The sequence below is a fragment of the Shewanella hafniensis genome (genome assembly GCF_019655335.1).
Lineage (GTDB): Bacteria > Pseudomonadota > Gammaproteobacteria > Enterobacterales > Shewanellaceae > Shewanella > Shewanella hafniensis.
Window position 1 is genome coordinate 41312 of record NZ_BPFD01000014.1, and the last position, 17406, is coordinate 58717.

Here is a 17406-nt window from a genome sequence, read left to right on the forward strand (position 1 = left end):
AAATGAAAAAAGGGGCTTAACAAAGCGCAGACCTGTGGTAGCCTAGGTCTGTGGAGAGCCAGCTGCTCCAAGCCCTTGGCGCAACTGGCTTTGAGCTGTATCCAGTTTTAATTCTTTGGTTTTCGAACTCAGCTTGAACTTTGAATTCAAGCTTGTTATAAAAGCCTCCGCAGACCGCTCTAGAGACGGATTTGGTTGCGGCGCAAAAAAATTACATTCAAGGGGATGACATGAACAAATCTGAACTAATCGAGAAAATCGCATCTGGTGCTGACATTTCTAAAGCCGCTGCTGGCCGTGCACTGGATTCTTTTATCGCTGCTGTGACTGAAGGTCTGAAAGAAGGCGATAAAATTTCTCTTGTTGGTTTTGGTACTTTTGAAGTGCGTGAACGCGCTGAGCGTACTGGTCGCAACCCACAAACGGGTGAAGAAATCAAAATCGCAGCAGCTAAAATTCCAGCATTCAAAGCTGGTAAAGCACTGAAAGACGCTGTTAATTAATCATTAATATCGTAGCCTTTGTAAGGCATTCGTAATGACAAGCACTGTTTATCAGTGCTTTTTACGAATTGAAAGTAATGGAATATGAAGCTTAATTTCTACCATTACTCGGGGTTTTAGAATTTACCTGTGGTAGCGTCTGAATATTCCCCATAAATTACAGAAAGGCGCATCCTGATGCGCCTTTTTATTTTGTTAATCGCAACAAGCGAGAAATCTGATGTTAGAAAAGATCCGCGATGGTTCGCAAGGCGTGATTGCTAAAGGCATTCTCGTACTTGTGATTTTATCTTTTGCATTTGCAGGAGTCAGCAGTTACTTAGGTTCTACAACTGATGTGCCTGCGGCAGAAGTGAACGGCGACAAGATCACGAAAGCCGAGCTTGAACAGGCTTACCAAAGCGAGCGCTCTCGTATGGAGCAACAGCTAGGTGAGATGTTTGCTGCGTTATCTGCTGACGAAAAATATCTACAAAGCATTAAGCAGAGCGTATTAGAGCGCTTAGTTGCTGACAAATTGATAGATCAAGCGGCTACGGCAATGGGTTTGCGAGTATCTGACGAACAGATTATTGCAGCTGTTAAAACTGAACCCGCATTCCAAACTGATGGCAAATTTGATAACGACCGTTATCAAGCGATTCTACGTCAGTTAGGTTATCAACCACAGGCGTTTAGAGACATGATGCGTGTCGATATGACCCGTCGTCAGTTAACAGCTGCGCTAGTTGGTACTGAATTTGTGTTAGCAGGTGAAGCTAAGCAATTAGCTGAGTTACAAGGTCAAACCCGCGATGTGCGTTATTTAGTGGTTGATTCTGCGCCATTCTTAGCGACAGCGGTTGTGACTGACGAGCAAGTGAAAAACTATTACGACGCAAACCAAGGGCAGTTTATGAGCCCTGAAATGGTGAGCTTAGAATATGTTGAACTGAATGCGGCTGATTTTGCTAAAAATAACCCAGTTTCTGACGAAGAAGCGCAAGCTTATTACGAAGAACATAAAGCGCAATACGTGTCTAACGAGAAGCGTCTTGCGGCGCACATTCTGGTTATGCCTGGTAGCGATGAAGCGGCTGCAAAAGCCAAGGCTGAAGATTTAGCTAAGCAATTAGACAGCGGTGCTGATTTTGCTGATCTGGCTAAAGCGAACTCAGACGATACCTTGAGTGCAGAGCAGGGCGGTAAACTGGATTGGTTTGAACCAGGTGTGATGGACCCCGCTTTTGATGCTGCCTTATTTGCATTGAACAAAGGCCAACATTCTGCTGTGGTTAAAACTGACTTTGGTTTCCACATTATCAAGCTATTAGATGTGCAACCTGGTGTGACTGTGCCGTTTGCTGATGTGAAAGCTAAGATAGTGGCTCAATTGCAAGATAAGAAAGCGGTTGACCAGTTCTATAGCTTACAAAGTAAATTAGCGGATACCAGCTATGAAGTGCCAGATACACTATCTGAAACCGCAAAAGCTGTTGGCGTTGATGTTAAGACTACAGCACTGTTTTCTCGCGATAATGCACCTGCTGAGCTAAACAAGCCTGACTTAGTTAAAGCAGCCTTCTCTGAAACTGTTATGCTGAAAGGGTTAAACAGTGAAGTGATTGAGCTTGAACCTAACCACGTGGTGGTGGTTCGTGTGAAAGAACATCACGATGCTGGCACTTTAGCCTTAGCGGAAGTGAAAGCCAATATCACAGAACGTTTGAAGCAAGACCAAGCAAACGAAGCTGCCCGTGCGAAAGCACAAGAGCTGATGGCCCAAGTTAAAGCGGGTGCAACGGATCTTGGCTTAGTTGCTAAAGTGAAACTAGGCCGCGGCGCGCAAGATGTTGATGCAGCTATTGTAGGTAAAGCGTTCCAAATGCCAACACCGAGCACAACTCCTGTTGTCGATACCGTTGGTTTAGCAAATGGTTATGCCGTGGTTGCACTGGATAAAGTCAACGCTGCAGAAGGCGTGAGTGATGAGCTGGTTAATGCGCTTAAACAACGTCTGAACGCACAATACAGCGAAGCAGATTACCGTGGCTTGATAGATTCACTTAAAGCCAATGCCAAGGTACTTTACCCTGTAGAAGAATAATTTCTGTGAGGATAGCGCGTTAACCTGGCTATCTTACTGGTAAACTTCGATTAAAAAGGCCAAGTGATCCCACTTGGCCTTTTTGTTTTTCAATGCGCTTAAGTGTGTCGATGAGATTGAAGGGTATCTGTCACAGCAGGCAGCCCGTTAGATTTAATCTTTTATTACATCAAGCGCGACGTTACCGTCGGGCTAGTCATCAACGCCTATCATGACGCTGCTGGCTTTGATGAGTGCATAAGCCGAATCACCCACTTTAAGCCCTAGGCGCTCACAGGATGCTTTCGTCACTACAGAGGTCAATACGACACCTGGTGCAAGTTCGATCGTCACTTCATTGTTTACCGCGCCCATTTCTATGGATTTGATCGTGCCGCTGAGCGTATTTCTTGCGCTAATTTTCATCGTCTTTCCTTATTGAGGGAGTGATTGGTGGAAACTAGTGTAGCGCATCTTAGTTTGGGGTTGTAAATAAAAACGCCACTAAAAAGTGGCGTTTAATGTTGTGATAAACCGTGACTCGCTATCGCAGAATTAGAGCTCGATAACGTCAAATTCAACGTATGGGTTAACGTCGGCATCGTAATCAATACCTTCGATACCAAAGCCGAATAATTTAATAAATTCAGCTTTGTATTCACGGTAATCCGTTAATTCTGACAAGTTTTCTGTGGTCACTTGTGGCCACAAATTACGGCAGTGTTGCTGAATATCTTCACGCAGTTCCCAATCGTCTAAACGGATGCGGTTGTCGCTGTCAGTTTCTGGCTTAGCACCATCGGCGCGGAATAGACGCTCGCTGAACATGCGGTAGATTTGCTCCATACAACCTTCATGGAGCCCTTCCTGACGCATTTTCTTGAATACCATAGCGATATACAAAGGCATAACTGGAATAGCCGAACTCGCTTGAGTCACAACGCTCTTCAGTACCGCAACGTTAGCGCTGCCGCCAGTGACTGACAATTGCTCATTTAAGGCTTTTGCTGCACGGTCTAAATCCATCTTGGCTTTGCCAAGGGCGCCGTGCCAGTAGATTGGCCACGTCAGTTCAGTACCGATGTAGCTATAGGCTATGGTTTTGCAGTTATCCGCTAATACACCGGCTTCAGATAAGGCTTTGATCCACAGTTCCCAATCTTCGCCGCCCATAACCGTTACTGTATCGGCAATTTCTTGCTCAGTTGCTGGCTCAACGGTGGCTTCAATGATGCAGTCTTTATTGGTATCAACCGCAGTCGCTGTGTAAGTTTCACCGATTGGTTTTAGCGCAGAACGAATAAGTTCACCAGAATCGGGCAGTTTGCGCACAGGTGATGCCAGTGAGTAAACGACCATGTCGATTTCACCGAGATCTTGCTTAATAAGTTCGATCACTTTTTGTTTTGCTTCATGGCTAAAGGCATCGCAGTTAATGCTCTTAGAATATAGGCCTTCAGCTTTAGCAAATTTGTCGAAAGCGGCAGAGTTGTACCAACCCGCAGTACCTGGTTTCGTTTCAGTACCTGGCTTTTCGAAGAACACGCCAATCGTTGCGGCATCACTACCGAAAGCGGCGGCAATACGTGAAGACAGACCGTAACCGCTTGATGAGCCAACCACTAATACCTTTTTCGGGCCGTTAGCGATTTTACCTTTAGCTTTGGTTAGCGTGATTTGTTCTTGAACGTTGGCTTCACAACCGACTGGGTGTGTAGTGGTACAAATGAATCCACGAATTTTTGGTTTGATAATCATGTTTAAGCTTCTTCTATCAAAATGACCAATAGGATAAATATTTCGGCGGGTAAATGGCACCTATTTTTAGCCAATTCACCTGATTATTTAAGTGGTTGGAGCAGTTTAACGTTTGTGGACAAACAGACTCTGCTCCTGGATCAACCTCTGGGTATATTCATGTTGCGGCGAGTTAAATATCTGTTCTGTAGGCGCTTTCTCGACCATAACACCTTTGTGCAGCACCATGATTTTATCGCTAACATGGCGAATAATATTGAGATTATGGGATACGAAGATATAAGACAAGCCGAGGTCTTTTTGCAGTTTCAGCAGCAAATTGAGAATTTGTGAGCGTACTGAAAGGTCAAGCGCGGTCAAAGCTTCATCGGCAATGATAATTTTAGGGTTAAGCATTAAGGCTCGCGCTACCGCAACGCGCTGTTTCTGGCCTTCGGAAATCATGTGCGGATAAAACTCTGCATGCTCAGGTAATAACCCCACTTTGCGCAGCGTATCGACCACTTGGGTGTGTCGTGATTGCGCCGACATTTGGGTATTAAACCGCAGCGGCTCATCGAGCAATTGACCTATTGTCAAACGCGGGTTCAGTGAGGTATTGGGATCTTGGAAAATCATCCGAATTAAGCGGCATCTTTGTTTAATATCGCGGCTGTCTAAGGCTTCACCTTCGAAAAAAATCTCGCCGCCGCTGCGGGGCTCTGCACCGACCAAAATGCGGGCTAAGGTACTTTTACCAGACCCTGCTTCACCTACTATGGCTAAGGTTTCGCCGCGCTGGAGCTCGAAGGATACGGGCGCTAATGCATCGTTATATTGGCGGGAAAAGCCTCGATAACCGGTATCGTATCTTTTATAAAGATCGTTAACTTTAAGCAGTGGGGTCGTCATTATGGGTTTCGCCGTGATAAGGGAAATGACAGGCAAAATAGCGGTCTTTAATATGACTTAAATTTGGCTGATTAACGCATTTTTTCTGGGCTTCAGGGCAGCGAGGTCCTAAACGGCACCCGATTGGCAAATGCTGCAAGGCGGGCGCAGACCCAGGAAGGGTGGGCATAATTGCCTTGTGACCACCGGAGCCTGAATAGTCGGGCATGTTGTCAAGCAGCGCCTTAGTGTAAGGATGATAAGGCTGCTTAATCACTTCGTCTGTCGGCCCTGATTCCATAACCTGACCGCAATAGAGCACGGATAAGTGATCGCACCATTGGGCCAAGGTCTCAAGCTCGTGGCTGATCAATAGAATCGATACATTTTGTAATTGATTTAATTGAGATAATAATCTGAATATCTGCGCTTGAGTGCTGAGTTCCATCGAGCTTGTGGGCTCATCGGCAATCAAGAGGCGAGGCTGGTTAGCAACCGCCATCGCAATCATCACCTTTTGGCATTCGCCTTCGGATAACTCCCAGGCGTAGCTAGACATGACCTGCCGCGGATTCTTGATCCCGACTTTATGTAGCCATTTTTGCGCCGTCAGCCGCGCATGTCGACGTTTTTGCCAAAAATAGGCATTGGGATTCTTAGGCATAGCTTGCATCAGTTGGCTACCGACGGTTTGCGCCGGATCTAAACTGCCCGATGGATCTTGGAAGATCATAGCCATATCTGAACCCATCAGATTGCGACGCTCTTTTGAGCTCATAGCCATCAGGTTATTGCCATCCCACATCATGCGATCGGCTGTGATGGTCCAGTTGGGACCAGGGATCCCAAGAATCGCTCTGGCTAACAAACTTCGCCCCGAGCCTGATTCACCGACAAGACCATGAATTTCACCCGCATTGAGGGTTAAGCTGACTTTTTCGAGCGCCCGCACTCTACCGTGGGGCGTATCGAGTTCAATCGTGAGATTTCGTACGTCGAGTAAAGGCATAAGTTAGTTTCTGATGGGCGCAAGCGCCGACCGTAAGCCATCGCCAACCAAGTTAATGGAAAGCACACTGAAAAGAATCGCTAAGCCCGGGATAGTCACAGCCCAAGGCGCCGTTAATAAATTATCCATACCTTGGGCGACCATAGCGCCCCATTCTGGGCTCGGTGCCTGTGCGCCCAAGCTCAAAAAACCGAGGGCGGCGATATCCAAAATGGCGGCCGAAATGGCAAGTGTGGTTTGAATGATCACCACTTCCCACACGTTTGGCATGATGACATACCAAAAAATTTGCATCGAGTTCGCGCCATCTAAACGCGCGGCTGTGACGTATTCTTTTTGTAACTCTTCATGCACTGACTGGTGTATCGAGCGCACAAATTGCGGGGTTAACGCTATCCCGACGGCCCAGAACACATTTTCAAGCCCTGGCCCCATTACAGCCACCACTAAAATGGCCATTAATAATGAAGGAATTGATAGCAGCGCATCGAGTAAGTGCCCGAGAATACTGGATTTTAACCCCCGCATCATGCCCGACAGTGAGCCTATAATAAAGCCTGTGAATAACGCGGTGACAACAATGAGCAACGCCATACCAAAGGTCAAGTGCGCGCCGTGTAATAATCGGCTGAAGATATCGCGGCCTAAATCGTCAGTCCCTAAAAAGTGTGCCACTGTGCCAGAAGGGTCCCATGAGGGGGGTAATAACAAGGCTCTGGGATCTTGTGCCTCTGGTGGGAAGGGCGCAATCATAGGGCCAAATAGCGTTAGTAAGAGCAGGAAAGCAATCGTCCATAGACCCGCTAAGGCGAAAGGATTAGCCGAAAAGTTAAGCCAAACCCGCATAGTCGGGGAGGCAATTTGATCTTCTTGATAAATTTTAACTGGTGGCATAAAGGTCTTTTCTGCTCAGTGGATTAAAGACTGTGTGCAGCACTTCAATCAAGATACTTAGGAAGATAATCAATAGGGCTACGGCCAGAATACCACCTTGGATGACAGTGTAGTCCCGTTGGTAAATCCCTGAAACCAGCCAAGAACCCACGCCAGGCCATGAGAAAATCATTTCGACCACTATGGCATAACTGGCAAATGAGCCAAGCATCAGTCCTAAATGTTTAAGCACAGGGATCAAGGCATTGGGTAGTGCATGGCGCAGTATAATTGTACTTGTATGCATGCCTCTGGCTTCGGCGGCGCGGATAAAAGTTTGATTCATTACATTCATCATCGCCGAACGAGTGCTGCGAACCACCACAGTAAAAGGTAACACGGCGAGTGTCGTGGCAGGCAAAATGATGTGCAGCAGCGCATCTTTAAATGCCGACATGCCGTATTCAGACTCTGATAACAGGGTATCTACTAGCATAAAGCCAGTGACGGGTTTGATTTCATATAACAAATTGATTTGTCCGGAAATCGGTAACCAACCGAGATCGACACCAAACCAGAGTGAAAGATACAGACCTAACCAGAATACGGGCACAGAGTAGCCAGTCAGCGTGATCGCCATAATGGTATTCTGGGTGAGTTTATGTTGGCTCTGGGAGGCAAGCACACCTAAGGGAACGCCAAAGCAAATTGCAATAATGGCTGCCATTACAGCGAGTTCAAAAGAGGCGGGCAGAACGGCACTGAGTTCTTCGGCCACTTCTTGATGTGACGTGACTGAAATACCTAAATTACCGCTAAGCCTTTGTTGCAGGTAAGCGATAAATTGCCACGCTTGGTTTTTATCTAATTTGTAGTCCTGCTCGATTTGAACCAGTTGACTCGCCGTCGGTGTATGTATGCCAGTGAGTGCGTGGGTGCGATCCACCGGAAATAAGCCGGTGGCGTAAAATAAGACACCTACCATGACTAACGAAGTGGCCAGAAACAAATTGAGGCGGCGCAGTAGGTATTTAAACATTAATTCGCCTCCTCTTGTGCTTGGCTAGTGTGGGCGAAGGAAATACCGCCAAAAGGCGTGAGTTGCATATCCTTGATATCACTACGAGTTAACGCCACACGTTTGGCATGGGCTAGGCTCAACATAGGTACTTGTTCGGCCAAAAAGGCTTCTGCTTGCTGATAAATCACTTTACGTTCGCCCTGATCTGACACTTCCCTTGCACTATCTAAGATGGCATCAAACTCAGGGTTACACCAGCGCGAACGATTGTTGTTCGACTGCATCGCAGCGCAGCTTAGCAGTGGAGTAAAGAAGTTATCGGGATCGCTGTTGTCGGCATTCCAGCCAATCAGCACAGAATCATAGTCGTCGCGGCTGAGCCGCTGACTAAACACGCTCCAGTCGTAACTGACGATGTTCACTTTTACGCCTACGTTGGCCAGATCTGATTGTATTAATTCGGCCGTTTTTAATGCATTGGGATTATAGGCGCGGGCGACTGGCATGGCCCAAATATCGATGCTGAGATTTTTAATGCCTGCTTCTTTTAACAGGTCGCGCGCTTTTTGCGGATTGTAATCCACAAGCCCTTTGTTATTGGCATAGGCCCAAGATGCTGGCGGCAGAACCCCCGTGGCTTCAATGGCAGTATTTTGATAAACCGCCCGCAGGATATTTTGTTTATCGACCGCATAGGCGAGGGCGCGGCGAACACGGACATCATCTAGTGGTGGTTTCTGGGTGTTAAAGGCCCAAAATGCGACGTTGAGTCCAGGTTGTGACTCAATATTTAATTCTTCATGTTGCTTGATGACCGGTAGCTCACCCGCTTTGGGCAGCGCAGACACACTGCAATCGCCTGCGATCAGTTTCGCGAGTCTTACGGTACTTTTTGGCGTGATATCAAATACCAGCATATCAATTTTTGCGGGTTCGCCCCAAAAGTCAGGATGACGGTGATAGCGAATATATTCGTTTTTCGCGTACTGAACTAAAGTGAACGGCCCTGTACCTATGGCAAAGTGGTCGACGTTTTCAGGATGACCCAATGCTAACTGCTGCTGCGCATACTCATCGGATAGGATCACCGCAAAGTCGGTGGCTAAATTCGACAGAAAAGACGCGTCTTTGCGGGTCAAATAAAAGACCACTTCATGATCGTTTATCTTTTCTATCCCTTTGACCTGCTCAGAAAAGCCAATACTTTGGAAGAAGGGATAACCCGTGCGGGAGACAAAATGATAAGGATGATGGGTATCGATAATACGCTTAAAGGAGAACAACACATCGTCGGCATTAAAGGGGCGTGTTGGGGTAAACCGCTTCGAATGCTGGAACTGCACGTTTTCCCTGAGGGTGAAGCGATAGCTTAAGCCATCATCAGACATGGCCCAACTCGTCGCCAAGGCAGGGACAAGCTTGCCAGACTGGGTATCATAATCCACTAAGCGACTATAAATTTGGTGCGAGGTGGCATCGATTGTCGTGCCAGATGTCACCAATTGTGGATTAAAAGACTCAGGATTCCCTTCGGAGCAATACACCAAACCGGAGGGGAGTCGTTGGGGGCCACACGCGACCAACAACCAACTCATGCAAGAAACTGCAGTTGTTAGGCACAGGCGTCTAATTAGCACACTCATTTATAAATCATTATTTTATCGACTATGAACGGCTATTTTAGCAGTGCATCTCCCCCATGGGCAATCTGCTTATGCTTTATCAAGTAAATTGTATTTTTTAAGGATGCCACGCAGTTGGTGGTAGCTTAATCCGAGCATGTCGGCGGTTTTCTTTTGGTTGTATTGGCTGCTTGAGAGTGCTTGCTGGATAAGATCCATCTCAAACTTCTCAGTTTGCTCTTTAAAATCCAGCGGAAAATTAAAGCTATTCACTGAAGACTCAGTATTGGCAGGGACTTCAGCCTCAAGTATCGGCGCAGATTGCGGCGTACCGACAACGCTTGTTGGCGCGACTGAGCTGATTTGACGTTCGCGGGTCTTGATGCGCGTTTTAGGCCGATACGGTGAAGCAAAGGGATCGAGGGTGATATGGTCGATGGGCCGATTTTCACCACCATTTCGGTAAACGCTGCGCTCGACCACGTTTTTAAGTTCACGGATATTGCCCGGCCAGTCGTGGGTCATTAATTGCTCGACCGCATGGGCGCTGAATCCGCTGAATAGCTGCAGCTTTAATTGGCGCGCCATGCCAACGGCGAAGTATTCCGCCAGTGTCATAATATCTTCTGGGCGGCAACGCAGCGGCGGCAGCGTAATTACATCGAAGGCAAGCCTATCGAGTAAGTCGGCACGAAATTCGCCTGCCTCCGCAAGCGAAGGTAAATCTTCGTTGGCGGCGCAGATTAAACGAACATCACTTTGCACGGTTTTACTGCCGCCGACTCGTTCAAATTCGCCATATTCAATGACGCGCAGGAGTTTTTCTTGGATAAGTCCTGAGGTATTGGCTAATTCGTCGAGGAATAAGGTGCCGCCGTCGGCGCGCTCAAAGCGACCTTCGTGTTTACCTTTAGCACCAGTAAAGGCACCTGACTCATGGCCAAACAATTCGCTCTCGAGTAAATTTTCACTCAAAGATGAACAGTTTAGCTTAATAAAACTTTGATCCCAGCGCTTAGACAGATAATGTAAGCGTTCGGCAATTAGCTCTTTACCTGTGCCACGTTCACCAATAATCAGTACGGGTTTAGACAGAGGCGCAATTTGCGACACATGTTCTAACACTTCGAGTAGGGCGTTGGATTGACCGATAAGGTTGTCTTGCTGAAATTTATTATCCACGATATTTTTTAGTCTTTCGCGCTAAAATTTGGTGAAAATGATAATAAGTGGCTTGAAGTGTAAAAGGAAGTAAAAGTTAAAATTTTGTTTAAGTCATTGTATTTAAATGAGAAGCAAAAGTTGGCACGGTTAGTGTATTACCTTATACGAGACCAACATCAATTTGAGGATAGGATTATGGGAATTTTCTCTCGTTTCGCCGATATCATTAACTCTAATATCAGCGCATTGCTGGATAAAGCCGAAGACCCAGAAAAAATGGTTCGACTGATTATCCAAGAAATGGAAGACACACTCGTTGAAGTGCGTTCTACCTCAGCTAAAGTGTTAGCTGAAAAGAAAGAGCTGCAACGCCGTATCAACCGCGTGTTAGAGCAAGTGCAAGATTGGCAAGATAAGGCTGAACTGGCACTGTCCAAAGACCGTGAAGACTTAGCGAAAGCCGCTTTAGTTGAAAAACAAAAAGCGACCGGTTTAGCAGACACGCTGAATCAAGAATTAGCCGTTATCGATGAACATATCGCACGCTTGAAAGATGAAGTGGGCATGTTGCAGGAAAAGCTGCTCGATGCAAAAGCGCGCCAAAAGACCATTATTCTGCGCACTCAAACCGCGTCATCACGCTTAGAAGTGAAAAAGCAGTTAGATTCAAGCAAGATCGACAACGCTATGCTTAAGTTTGAGCAATATGAGCGCCGTGTCGAAGGCTTAGAAGCCCAAGTTGAATCTTACGATCTTGGCAGCAAAAAGACCTTAGCCGATGAGTTTGCGGCGCTAGAAGCGGAAGATTCTGTGAATGCAGAGCTGGCAGCGCTAAAAGCCAAGGTAAAAGCTAAAGCGCCAACTAAGTCAAAAGAATAACAATTCAGAGGTGAGTTATGGATATGGACGTACTGATGGCGCCGATTATTATTTTCATGGTGATAGTCGCGCCAATATGGTTAGTTCTTCATTATCGCAGTAAGCGACAAGTGAGCCAGGGACTCACTGAGGAAGAGTTTTCACAACTCAATGACTTGATATCCAAGGCCGATAAAATGGCGGCGCGTATCGAGACCTTAGAGGCCATTCTGGATACAGAATCGCCCGAATGGAGGGGGAAACATGAGAGGATCTAATGGCCGTACTTTGTACCGCATTCCCCAGTCAGGCAAAATAGCGGGTGTATGTGCAGGGATTGCCGAGTACTTTGCGATTGAAACTTGGTTAGTGCGAGTACTGGCGGTGTCTATCTTCTTACTCGGCGGCTCAGGTGTTGTGTTTATCATCTATGTCGCTTTATGGGTGATTTTAGACATCAAGCCGCAAAAGCATTACGATAGAGACGATATCGAGGTGAAGAAGAAGCCGTGGCAGTCGGGAGAACCCGCAAAGCAAGCGCTGAGCGACGTGAGTCGTCAATTTCGAAGTCTGGAAGTTAGGCTACAAAATTTAGAACGTCACGTCACCTCTGACAACTTTGATTTAAAAAGACAAATCAATAGTTTGTAACCCTTCTAAAGGGCGGCCATGTCCGCCCTTGTTGCTTAATCTCTGTTTCACTCCAGTGTATAGTCAACATCACTTGACATAAGTTAACATCATTCGACATAAGGGAAGTCTCTATGGGAATGCTTGATGCCTCGCTCCATAAATTAACCCAAAAGGGCCAATCCCTGTTACATCGTACCGCGGACCGGCATTTACGTTTGGCCGTGACTGGGCTTTCTGGTGCGGGAAAAACCGCGTTTATCACAGGGTTAGTCAATCAGTTACTTAATTCTGGACCAGTCTCAACCTTACCCCACGCCCGCAACAACAGCGCTTTGCCACTGTGGCAGGTGAGCCGCGATCAGCGTTTGCTCGGGGTTAAGCGTGCCATGCAACCGGATCTGGAAATCGCCAGTTTTGATTATCAAGGCGCCATGTTAGCGCTCACTTCTGATCCTGCTACATGGCCTGCCTCCACTCGCACTATTTCTGAATTACGTTTGGCAATTAAATATCGACCGCAAAAGGGCTTATTGGCCAAGTTTTCTGATACCGCCACACTGTATTTGGACATAGTTGATTATCCTGGCGAATGGCTACTCGATTTACCTATGCTGCGCCAAGACTTCGTTACTTGGTGCCGTGCTCAACAAGTTCGCATCGAGAATCTTAAAAGCTCACCCTTGTATGCTGAGTTTGAACAATCATTGATGTCATTGGATTTAGCCGCCAGCGCCGATGAGCAGCAATTAAAGCGGATTGCCGATCAATATCAGTTATTACTCAATGATTTAGTGCACGTGCAAGGTTATTACCAAGCGCAGCCTGGACGCATGTTATTGCCGGGTGAATGGCAGGGCGCTCCCTTATTGGCTTTTTTCCCCCTGTTATTGGTTAATGATGAAAAGTTCGCAGCGCTTTCGCAAAGCGATAAACACAGTGGATTCCATGTACTTGAAAAACGTTATCAAGAATACGTGGCTAAAGTGGTTAAGCCTTTCTATAAAAATCACTTTGCCGGTTTTGATCGGCAACTCGTGTTAGTTGACTGCTTTAGTGCGTTGAATCGTGGTAAAAAGCAATTTGAGGATATGGGCGCGGCGCTCAATGCCATTATGGAAAGCTTTCAGTTTGGCCAATCGAGTTATTTACGGCGTTTATTTGCTCCCCGCATCGACCGTTTATTGTTTGCCGCGAGCAAGGTTGACCATGTGACTCGTGATCAGCAGAGCCATGTTTTGTCCCTGCTGACAGATATGTTGAAACACAGCCAGCATTTTGCCAGTTTCGATGGTTGTAAAGTGGAGACGATGGCGATTAGCGCCATCAAGGCGACTCGCCATGGCATGGTAACGACCCAGGAGGGTGAGGTCGAAGTCGTGCAGGGGACGGGACTCAATGGTAAAGCCCTGACCTTGTTTCCAGGCGAAGTGCCCACTCGCTTACCTGAGCCTGATTTTTGGCGTGACCAAGGGTTTAACTTTGTCGGTTTTGCACCGCCGAGCAATGTCAATGTTGACCCATCTCAAGTGCACTTTGACCATATTCGTCTCGATCATATGCTGCAGTACTTACTGGGAGATAAGTTGGAATGACGCTAAAGCTATCGGATAACGCTAATGAGCAGGCTTCTAATTCTTCTGCGAACTCATTTGCACACTCAGTTGAAAATAAGCCGCTGAAAAAGCAGCAGCTGTTTGACCCACAAGTCGTGGCGCTTAAACCCAGTAAAGAGGACCTCAAAGGGGCGAAAGCTTTTGATCCGCATACACCAGTGCAAGAAGTGGCTGCCGATATTGAGGAATTGATGGATGAAACGCTGTCATCCCATCCTAAAATGATCGATGCTAAATCGGTATCGCCTCAACTTGTAAAATCACGCCGTTGGTCTTGGCTCGCTCGTCTGGCGGTAACGAGTTTATTGCTGCTCGTAGTGGTTCAAACGGGATTAGGATTGAGGGATGCTTGGCTTGAGAGCCCTTGGTTGTTCAGTTTTTATGGTGTGGTGCTTGGGGTCGTCAGTGCGTGGGCATTGGCGGGGGCGTTTAGTGAGTACCGCAAACTGAAGCGACTCAAACAGGTTGCCGATACCCAAGAAACAGGCGCTAGGCTTGCGCAGAGCATGCAAATGGGTGAGGCAGATAGTTTTATCGATAACATAGTGTGCCACTATGGCGACAGCCAAGGTTTGCAGCAACTTCGCAGTTCATTAAAAGATGAACATAATGATGCCGAGAAAGTCTTGTTATTTGAGGACTTAGTGCTGACGGAGCGGGATGAACTGGCCAAAAAAGTCGTGCGACGTTATGCGGCTGAGTCGGCAGTGTTACTGGCGGCCAGTCCGTTAGCTGTGCTCGATATGGCAATCATCCTTTGGCGTAATCAACGTATGCTGCGTGATGTCGCCCGCTGTTATGGCATTGAACTGGGTTATTGGAGCCGGATTAAACTTATCCGCAGTATCATCATCAATATTATTTATGCGGGCACCAGTGAGTTAGTTACTGATTTAGGAACACAGCTGTTATCGGTTGAAATGACAGGTAAATTGTCTGCTCGCTTGGCGCAAGGTTTAGGGGGCGGCATGCTAACTGCGCGCCTTGGATATCAAGCCATGGCGCTGTGTCGGCCGATTGTGTTTAGGGAAGAGCAAAGGCCTAAATTGTCTAAAGTGCATCAGGAATTGTTGATCGAACTGAAGCAGTTTTCAGGCAAGCTGTTTACCAAGGAAGGCCGCGACGCATTAAAAGGCCAGTTCGCCGATGTTGATGACAAAGTACCTCTGTCAGCTAAAGATAAATCTAAAGAGTAGATATTATTTAATATCAAATAATTAACCGATTTAAATCGGCCGAAAGTAGATGCGCTAATTGACTTGTTCCTTAGCGCATTTTTTTATGATTTTTTGCAGGTACCGAGTATGACCAAGTGCGGCTGAAAAGTGCTATGTAACAAGTTAATTACACTTGGCGCGCTGCTATTTTCACCACACTACTGGCTTAAGTGCTTGGCCGCGTTATGGTAGGGCTTATTCGATAGGGCTAATGTTTCATTAACTTATCTATTGGATTGTCCATAATGCGGGCATTGAGTGTTCCATACCAATAATCAATCAAGAACGGGAACCGCTCAAGGCCAATTACAAGGAGCTAGGTATGCAAGATGAGTCAGGCAAGATGTGGAAAGCGGCAACACAGGTTATTCATGGCGGCCATGAGCGTGAGGCCTTTGGCGCCTTAGTGACGCCGCTATATCAAAGTGCAACTTTTGTGTTTGAGTCTGCACAGCAAGGCGGTGAGCGATTTGCGGGTAATGAGCCGGGGTATATTTACACGCGCTTAGGGAATCCGACAACCGCCGAGCTTGAACGTAAAATGGCGATTTTAGAAGGGGCAGAAGCCGCCGCTGCAACCGCATCTGGTATGGGCGCAGTATCCGCCGCATTACTGGCTAACTTGCAGATGGGCGATCACTTAGTGGCATCTAATGCCGTATACGGCTGTACTTATGCGCTAATGACGACTCAGTTCGCTCGCTTTGGTATTGAAGTATCCCTAGTGGACTTTTCATCGGAAGCAGAAATAGAAGCGGCGATTCAATCCAATACTAAGGTCATTTTCTGTGAAACCCCAGTGAATCCCCATTTACAGGTATTTGATTTAGCGGCAATTGCGACTATTGCTAAACGCCACCAGTTGGTCAGTATTGTCGATAATACCTTTATGACTCCATTACTACAGCGGCCGCTGGATTTTGGTATCGACTTGGTGATCCACAGTGCGACTAAATATCTCAATGGTCATGGTGATGTGATTGCGGGGATAGTGTGTGGCAGTGAAGAGCAGCTCTATAAAGTGAAGTATGAAATCTTAAAAGATATTGGCGCTGTGATATCGCCACACGATGCTTGGCTGATCTTGCGTGGCCTTAAAACCTTAGATGTGCGCTTACAGCGCCATTGCGATAGTGCCCAGCGCGTGGCCGAATTTTTAGCCGAACATCCCAGTATTAACCGCGTGTATTATCCCGGACTTGCCTCTCATCAAGGGCATAAATTCATTGGTCAGCAGATGAAACGTGCTGGTGGGGTGATCGCGTTTGAACTGGCGGCAAATTTAGAGGAGGCTATGGCCTTTGTGGGGCATTTAAGCTTGTTCTCTATTGCGGTGAGCCTAGGCGATGCAGAATCCCTCATTCAACATCCAGCGTCGATGACGCACTCTCCCTATACGCCAGAGGCGAGAGCGGCGGCTGGCATTGGTGATAATCTGCTGCGAATTTCTATTGGCTTAGAAGATTGTGACGACATTATCGCCGACTTGAATCAAGCACTCGCGCGTTTAGCTTAACGAGTGTCACTAATTTAAACCACCAACTATTTGAATGATAAAAGGGATGCGATTTAGCATCCCTTTTTCTATGGTTAGGTCTAGGTTCATCGGCTTAACAGGCGAAGTTTAGCTAGGGTGAATATTTGTGGCGCCGATTTGGTATTTCATAACAGCATGGACTATTTTTGATTTGAGGCCACGGAAGTAGGAAGAGAGGCCGCAATTCATGGAATAGAGGAAGAGTTATGAACATCACCAAATGTATACCTGCGATTATGAGTGCCATGGCATTAACGGCTTTTTTGGCAACGCCAGCAATCGCCGCAGACATCCCGACTAAAGCCGCCGCTAAAATGCAGACTCAGGCCAAAACTGAGGCGAGCGATATGGCATCGGATGCGAAGAAAGCCATGCCAGATGCTGCTCAAGTCAACATCAATACGGCTTCAGCCGAGCAGTTACAAGTGCTAAAAGGGATTGGTGCCGCTAAGGCGCAAGCGATTGTCGATTACCGAACCAAAAATGGTAAGTTCAATGCAATCGATGATTTAGCCAATGTCTCTGGTGTTGGGGCTAAGTTGATTGAGCAGAATCGTCATTTGATTCAGTTGTAATTATCTCTGGCGATGATTGAGCTGCATTATGTATTGAGTTTTACTCTTGTTGAATTTTCTTTATGCCAAGTTTGACACAGTGAAACTC

Annotated in this window: 17 protein-coding genes; 9 read left to right on the forward strand and 8 right to left on the reverse strand. The window is 46.8% G+C overall.

What is annotated here, in order from left to right; all coding sequences use genetic code 11:
* The first annotated feature begins 215 nt into the window (after positions 1 to 215).
* On the forward strand, positions 216 to 503 hold the full coding sequence (gene hupB, locus K5Q99_RS06465; RefSeq protein WP_255211589.1) for a nucleoid-associated protein HU-beta: 288 nt from the start codon (positions 216 to 218) through the stop codon (positions 501 to 503).
* A 220-nt stretch (positions 504 to 723) separates the two neighbouring features.
* A complete protein-coding gene (locus K5Q99_RS06470) occupies positions 724 to 2589 on the forward strand; it encodes a SurA N-terminal domain-containing protein (RefSeq protein WP_220776391.1) in 1866 nt (621 codons plus the stop codon).
* Positions 2590 to 2781: 192 nt separating this feature from the next.
* Here the strand turns inward: K5Q99_RS06470 and K5Q99_RS06475 are convergent, their stop codons facing one another.
* The 8 genes from K5Q99_RS06475 to pspF form a co-directional block, all read right to left on the reverse strand.
* A complete protein-coding gene (locus tag K5Q99_RS06475; protein WP_006085368.1) occupies positions 2782 to 2994 on the reverse strand; it encodes a TOBE domain-containing protein in 213 nt (70 codons plus the stop codon).
* Positions 2995 to 3123: 129 nt separating this feature from the next.
* Positions 3124 to 4326 (reverse strand): enoyl-ACP reductase FabV, encoded by a 1203-nt coding sequence (fabV, locus tag K5Q99_RS06480; RefSeq protein WP_220776392.1) that lies wholly within the window; start codon positions 4324 to 4326, stop codon positions 3124 to 3126.
* 105 nt (positions 4327 to 4431) lie between these two features.
* Positions 4432 to 5217: a peptide ABC transporter ATP-binding protein gene (locus K5Q99_RS06485; protein WP_106650147.1), complete on the reverse strand. Its 786-nt coding sequence runs from the start codon at positions 5215 to 5217 to the stop codon at positions 4432 to 4434.
* Complete coding sequence (locus tag K5Q99_RS06490) at positions 5198 to 6205, reverse strand: peptide ABC transporter ATP-binding protein (RefSeq protein ID WP_006081132.1); 1008 nt, start codon at positions 6203 to 6205, stop codon at positions 5198 to 5200. Before K5Q99_RS06490 ends, K5Q99_RS06485 begins: the two co-directional genes overlap by 20 nt.
* Before the next feature lie 3 nt (positions 6206 to 6208).
* A complete protein-coding gene (locus K5Q99_RS06495; protein ID WP_006081133.1) occupies positions 6209 to 7099 on the reverse strand; it encodes an ABC transporter permease subunit in 891 nt (296 codons plus the stop codon).
* The gene (locus tag K5Q99_RS06500; protein ID WP_106650148.1) at positions 7086 to 8117 is read right to left on the reverse strand and encodes an ABC transporter permease; all 1032 of its coding nucleotides are present in this window, start codon (positions 8115 to 8117) and stop codon (positions 7086 to 7088) included. The genes K5Q99_RS06495 and K5Q99_RS06500 overlap by 14 nt, the downstream gene beginning before the upstream one ends.
* Positions 8117 to 9742, reverse strand: coding sequence for an ABC transporter substrate-binding protein SapA (gene sapA / locus K5Q99_RS06505; protein ID WP_220776393.1), 1626 nt, complete (start codon positions 9740 to 9742; stop codon positions 8117 to 8119). Before sapA ends, K5Q99_RS06500 begins: the two co-directional genes overlap by 1 nt.
* 69 nt (positions 9743 to 9811) lie before the next feature.
* On the reverse strand, positions 9812 to 10903 hold the full coding sequence (gene pspF, locus K5Q99_RS06510; RefSeq protein WP_106650150.1) for a phage shock protein operon transcriptional activator: 1092 nt from the start codon (positions 10901 to 10903) through the stop codon (positions 9812 to 9814).
* Positions 10904 to 11080: 177 nt separating this feature from the next.
* Here pspF and pspA point away from each other — a divergent pair, with 177 nt between their 5' ends.
* The 7 genes from pspA to K5Q99_RS06545 all read left to right on the forward strand — a co-directional run bounded on the left by pspA (position 11081) and on the right by K5Q99_RS06545 (position 17318).
* The gene (gene pspA / locus K5Q99_RS06515) at positions 11081 to 11764 is read left to right on the forward strand and encodes a phage shock protein PspA (protein ID WP_220592584.1); all 684 of its coding nucleotides are present in this window, start codon (positions 11081 to 11083) and stop codon (positions 11762 to 11764) included.
* Between the two features lie 17 nt (positions 11765 to 11781).
* A complete protein-coding gene (gene pspB / locus K5Q99_RS06520; protein ID WP_006081138.1) occupies positions 11782 to 12021 on the forward strand; it encodes an envelope stress response membrane protein PspB in 240 nt (79 codons plus the stop codon).
* Complete coding sequence (pspC, locus tag K5Q99_RS06525) at positions 12008 to 12394, forward strand: envelope stress response membrane protein PspC (RefSeq protein ID WP_006081139.1); 387 nt, start codon at positions 12008 to 12010, stop codon at positions 12392 to 12394. Before pspB ends, pspC begins: the two co-directional genes overlap by 14 nt.
* A gap of 113 nt (positions 12395 to 12507) precedes the next feature.
* Positions 12508 to 13968: a YcjX family GTP-binding protein gene (locus K5Q99_RS06530; RefSeq protein ID WP_220776394.1), complete on the forward strand. Its 1461-nt coding sequence runs from the start codon at positions 12508 to 12510 to the stop codon at positions 13966 to 13968.
* The gene (locus tag K5Q99_RS06535; RefSeq protein ID WP_220776395.1) at positions 13965 to 15185 is read left to right on the forward strand and encodes a TIGR01620 family protein; all 1221 of its coding nucleotides are present in this window, start codon (positions 13965 to 13967) and stop codon (positions 15183 to 15185) included. The genes K5Q99_RS06530 and K5Q99_RS06535 overlap by 4 nt, the downstream gene beginning before the upstream one ends.
* Before the next feature lie 343 nt (positions 15186 to 15528).
* The gene (gene megL / locus K5Q99_RS06540; RefSeq protein WP_220776396.1) at positions 15529 to 16722 is read left to right on the forward strand and encodes a methionine gamma-lyase; all 1194 of its coding nucleotides are present in this window, start codon (positions 15529 to 15531) and stop codon (positions 16720 to 16722) included.
* A 227-nt stretch (positions 16723 to 16949) separates the two neighbouring features.
* A complete protein-coding gene (locus tag K5Q99_RS06545; RefSeq protein ID WP_220776397.1) occupies positions 16950 to 17318 on the forward strand; it encodes a ComEA family DNA-binding protein in 369 nt (122 codons plus the stop codon).
* Positions 17319 to 17406 lie beyond the last annotated feature (88 nt).

What these genes read in the sequence shown, in the direction of transcription:
- K5Q99_RS06470 (WP_220776391.1), top strand. Translation starts at nt 724, where the DNA reads ATGTTAGAAAAGATCCGCGATGGTTCGCAAGGCGTGATTGCTAAAGGC.
- K5Q99_RS06475 (WP_006085368.1), bottom strand. Translation starts at nt 2,994, where the DNA reads ATGAAAATTAGCGCAAGAAATACGCTCAGCGGCACGATCAAATCCATA.
- fabV (WP_220776392.1), bottom strand. Translation starts at nt 4,326, where the DNA reads ATGATTATCAAACCAAAAATTCGTGGATTCATTTGTACCACTACACAC.
- K5Q99_RS06485 (WP_106650147.1), bottom strand. Translation starts at nt 5,217, where the DNA reads ATGACGACCCCACTGCTTAAAGTTAACGATCTTTATAAAAGATACGAT.
- K5Q99_RS06490 (WP_006081132.1), bottom strand. Translation starts at nt 6,205, where the DNA reads ATGCCTTTACTCGACGTACGAAATCTCACGATTGAACTCGATACGCCC.
- K5Q99_RS06495 (WP_006081133.1), bottom strand. Translation starts at nt 7,099, where the DNA reads ATGCCACCAGTTAAAATTTATCAAGAAGATCAAATTGCCTCCCCGACT.
- K5Q99_RS06500 (WP_106650148.1), bottom strand. Translation starts at nt 8,117, where the DNA reads ATGTTTAAATACCTACTGCGCCGCCTCAATTTGTTTCTGGCCACTTCG.
- sapA (WP_220776393.1), bottom strand. Translation starts at nt 9,742, where the DNA reads ATGAGTGTGCTAATTAGACGCCTGTGCCTAACAACTGCAGTTTCTTGC.
- pspA (WP_220592584.1), top strand. Translation starts at nt 11,081, where the DNA reads ATGGGAATTTTCTCTCGTTTCGCCGATATCATTAACTCTAATATCAGC.
- pspB (WP_006081138.1), top strand. Translation starts at nt 11,782, where the DNA reads ATGGATATGGACGTACTGATGGCGCCGATTATTATTTTCATGGTGATA.
- pspC (WP_006081139.1), top strand. Translation starts at nt 12,008, where the DNA reads ATGAGAGGATCTAATGGCCGTACTTTGTACCGCATTCCCCAGTCAGGC.
- K5Q99_RS06530 (WP_220776394.1), top strand. Translation starts at nt 12,508, where the DNA reads ATGGGAATGCTTGATGCCTCGCTCCATAAATTAACCCAAAAGGGCCAA.
- K5Q99_RS06535 (WP_220776395.1), top strand. Translation starts at nt 13,965, where the DNA reads ATGACGCTAAAGCTATCGGATAACGCTAATGAGCAGGCTTCTAATTCT.
- megL (WP_220776396.1), top strand. Translation starts at nt 15,529, where the DNA reads ATGCAAGATGAGTCAGGCAAGATGTGGAAAGCGGCAACACAGGTTATT.
- K5Q99_RS06545 (WP_220776397.1), top strand. Translation starts at nt 16,950, where the DNA reads ATGAACATCACCAAATGTATACCTGCGATTATGAGTGCCATGGCATTA.